Annotated in this window: 3 protein-coding genes; 1 reads left to right on the forward strand and 2 read right to left on the reverse strand. The window is 61.3% G+C overall.

Annotation, left to right across the window (positions count from 1 at the left end; all coding sequences use genetic code 11):
• Nucleotides 1-87 precede the first annotated feature (87 nt).
• Nucleotides 88-1,125 carry an alpha/beta hydrolase gene (locus QN345_RS17880; RefSeq protein ID WP_323509001.1) on the forward strand — a complete coding sequence of 346 codons (1,038 nt, stop codon included), beginning with the start codon at nucleotides 88-90 and terminating at the stop codon, nucleotides 1,123-1,125.
• A gap of 150 nt (nucleotides 1,126-1,275) precedes the next feature.
• Here QN345_RS17880 and QN345_RS17885 read toward each other — a convergent pair whose 3' ends face one another.
• Both QN345_RS17885 and QN345_RS17890 read right to left on the reverse strand, forming a co-directional pair.
• Nucleotides 1,276-2,118, reverse strand: coding sequence for a M15 family metallopeptidase (locus QN345_RS17885; protein ID WP_323504651.1), 843 nt, complete (start codon nucleotides 2,116-2,118; stop codon nucleotides 1,276-1,278).
• A gap of 116 nt (nucleotides 2,119-2,234) precedes the next feature.
• Nucleotides 2,235-2,405: a hypothetical protein gene (locus tag QN345_RS17890; protein WP_323504652.1), complete on the reverse strand. Its 171-nt coding sequence runs from the start codon at nucleotides 2,403-2,405 to the stop codon at nucleotides 2,235-2,237.
• Nucleotides 2,406-2,543 lie beyond the last annotated feature (138 nt).

Consider the following 2,543-nt stretch of genomic DNA (forward strand, 5'->3'; position numbering starts at 1 on the left):
TTTCCCAGACCAACAACCCCAGCCCAGGAAATCCGTCGGCGTTTTAAACTTCGCCGTTACTGACCCACGCTCCTAGGGGTCGCGATCGTGAACCTGTGGCGTTCACGAGGCTGGAGAAGAGTCATCGCCGCAACCACGATCCCTCTCTTTCTCGTGACGACGATGTTCGGTATCAACGCCGGGTATGGGCTCAACCCGACGTTGGCGTCACTGTTCAATATTGACGTCGGGCAACCGCTGACGGTGCCGCCTCAAACTGCCCCGACATCCCAGGTCCCGGCTGAGCTCGCGGCGCCGCTCTGGACGACATGGAAGGCGCCGGCCGGGATGCCCGCCAAAGGCCAGTACGGAACCGTGACGATTCCGAACAAGGCGTCGGGGTTCGCGGCGAGGCCGGCATATTTATACTTGCCGCCGGCGGCCCTTGTGCCCAACCCTCCGGCTTTGCCGATTTTGATCATGATGATGGGCCAGCCCGGTGGCCCCGACGGAAGTTCCCTGTTCGTCTCGACACTTGATTCCATGGCGGCTGCTAACGGCGGCTTGGCACCGATCGTGCTCACGATTGACCAGATAGGCAGTCCCGAGAAGAATCCTTTGTGCATAGACTCGCCCGCCGGGCGAGTGCACACGTATGTCATGAGCGACGTTCTCGACTACATTCAGGCCACCTTGCACGTAGCCGATGGGCGCCAGAGCTGGGCGATCGGAGGTTACTCCAACGGCGGCACATGCGCCCTATCCTTCGGGGCAAAACACCCGGACGTTTTCGGATCGCTGCTGGACATCTCAGGGGAGATCGAACCGTCGCTGGGCTCAGAGAGCGCGACCCTTCGCAATGGCTTTGCAGGAAATCAAGCCGCGTACGACGCCGAGAAACCGCTCAACATTATGAAAGCTCATCACTACACCGACGTGTATGCGATCTTCACATCTGGAGCGAAGGACCCGACCTACACCGCCGAGGCAACGACAGCCGAAGCAGCGGCAAAGACAGCCGGTATGACAACGGCCCGGCTAACCGGGCCCGGCGTCACGCACGCAGCAGACGCGGTCAAATTCGGATTCCCCGCAGGACTCACCTTGCTTTACCCACGATTCGGACTTGAGAAACCCTCCACGTGAACGCATCGTGACAGGCGATCACCATCTGCGTTCCCCATCGAGGACCCAGCCTCACGTCGCGGGCCCAAAGCTGGCCGAACTGGGTTGATCTTGGGCGGGCGTGGGAGATGCCGGCGTCGTGTTGGCCGCAGGCATCGCGATTGGCAGCGGCTATTTGTACTGCGGTGCCGCGGGGAGTCCGAAGAATTCTTCGAGTGTGCTGACGCCGTTTGCGTGCATTTCTGTGGCCAAGTCGATCCCTACGAACCGGAAGTGCCATGGCTCATAGGTGTAGCCGGTGATGGGTACTTTGTCAGCCGGGTACCGAAGGAGGAATCCGAACCGCCATGCGTTTGCCGCCAGCCATGAGCCCTGAGTGGTGTCGCCAAAGCAGGCTGCGAGCGAACACTTGGCTGGCAGGGCGCTGATGTCGATGGCGAGTCCTGTCTGGTGTTCGCTCGTGCCGGGCCGTGCCGTGTCGGTATCAGCGGCTGCTTGGCCATTCGCAGAGACATCTTGGTCGTAGACTCCGCGTTGGGTGGCATAGCTGCGGAAGGCGCTTTGGGATTGCATCTTGAGCCCTGTTTCAGCCGTGAAGGCGGCGAACATGGCAACCACTGCGTCAGCTGCCGGCTTCCGGAGTTGCGGTTCCCACACATAAGGCACTCCCACGACGACGAGATCCGGAGGGGTGAAGTCGAGGGGCTTGAACGGTCTCGCCTTATTGACGACGACCCAGATGCTGGTGGGGTCGTCGACTGAGTGCGCGGTCCGGTTGAACGGGGCCCCGGCGTCGGGTGTGGACGCAGACGACGCAGACGGCCCCGTCGAACTCGGGTCCGCCGTGGGAGTTCGCGAGGAATCAGCTGGTGCGCCGCCCGGGTCCACCGAACACGCGTTCAGTGTCAGGACCAGTGCCGACAAGACTGCGACGCCGGCGACTCCTGTGGTCAGTCGCCGCAGCCGACCCCGCGCCCCGCGTGAAGATGACCTTGTCCGCATTCCATTGACCATATTCGGACTGACTGGGAGAAGTATCGTCGGCCTCGAGAACGGACCTGGTTAGGCCGCCGGCTGGTGCACCCAACTCGGATGGAGGTATTCACTCGGGGCCGACGATGGGTTTCGGTCTACTCCCCTGCATCGATGCGCCTGGCGATAAGGCGAAACGCCTCCCACGTGAGCGTGCTATCGGCCGCGACCATCTTCATGAACCCCTCCACCGGCAGGCCAACGTCGACAAGCAACCACTTGGCGCGAACTTCCTCGGCCAACGCATCGATCTCTTCGGTAAGCGTCATTTCTATCTCCTCTTAATAATGGTGAACGTGTGATCTCTGTGTGGCCGCGCCCCTGGCCAGGGGGACTATACGATTTTCGGTGTAACTCCTAACAATGGAGGTGCCTGATGACTGATGTGATTCTTGACGTGATGGAGG

The sequence above is a fragment of the Cryobacterium sp. 10I1 genome (genome assembly GCF_035019805.1).
Taxonomy (GTDB): domain Bacteria; phylum Actinomycetota; class Actinomycetes; order Actinomycetales; family Microbacteriaceae; genus Cryobacterium; species Cryobacterium glucosi.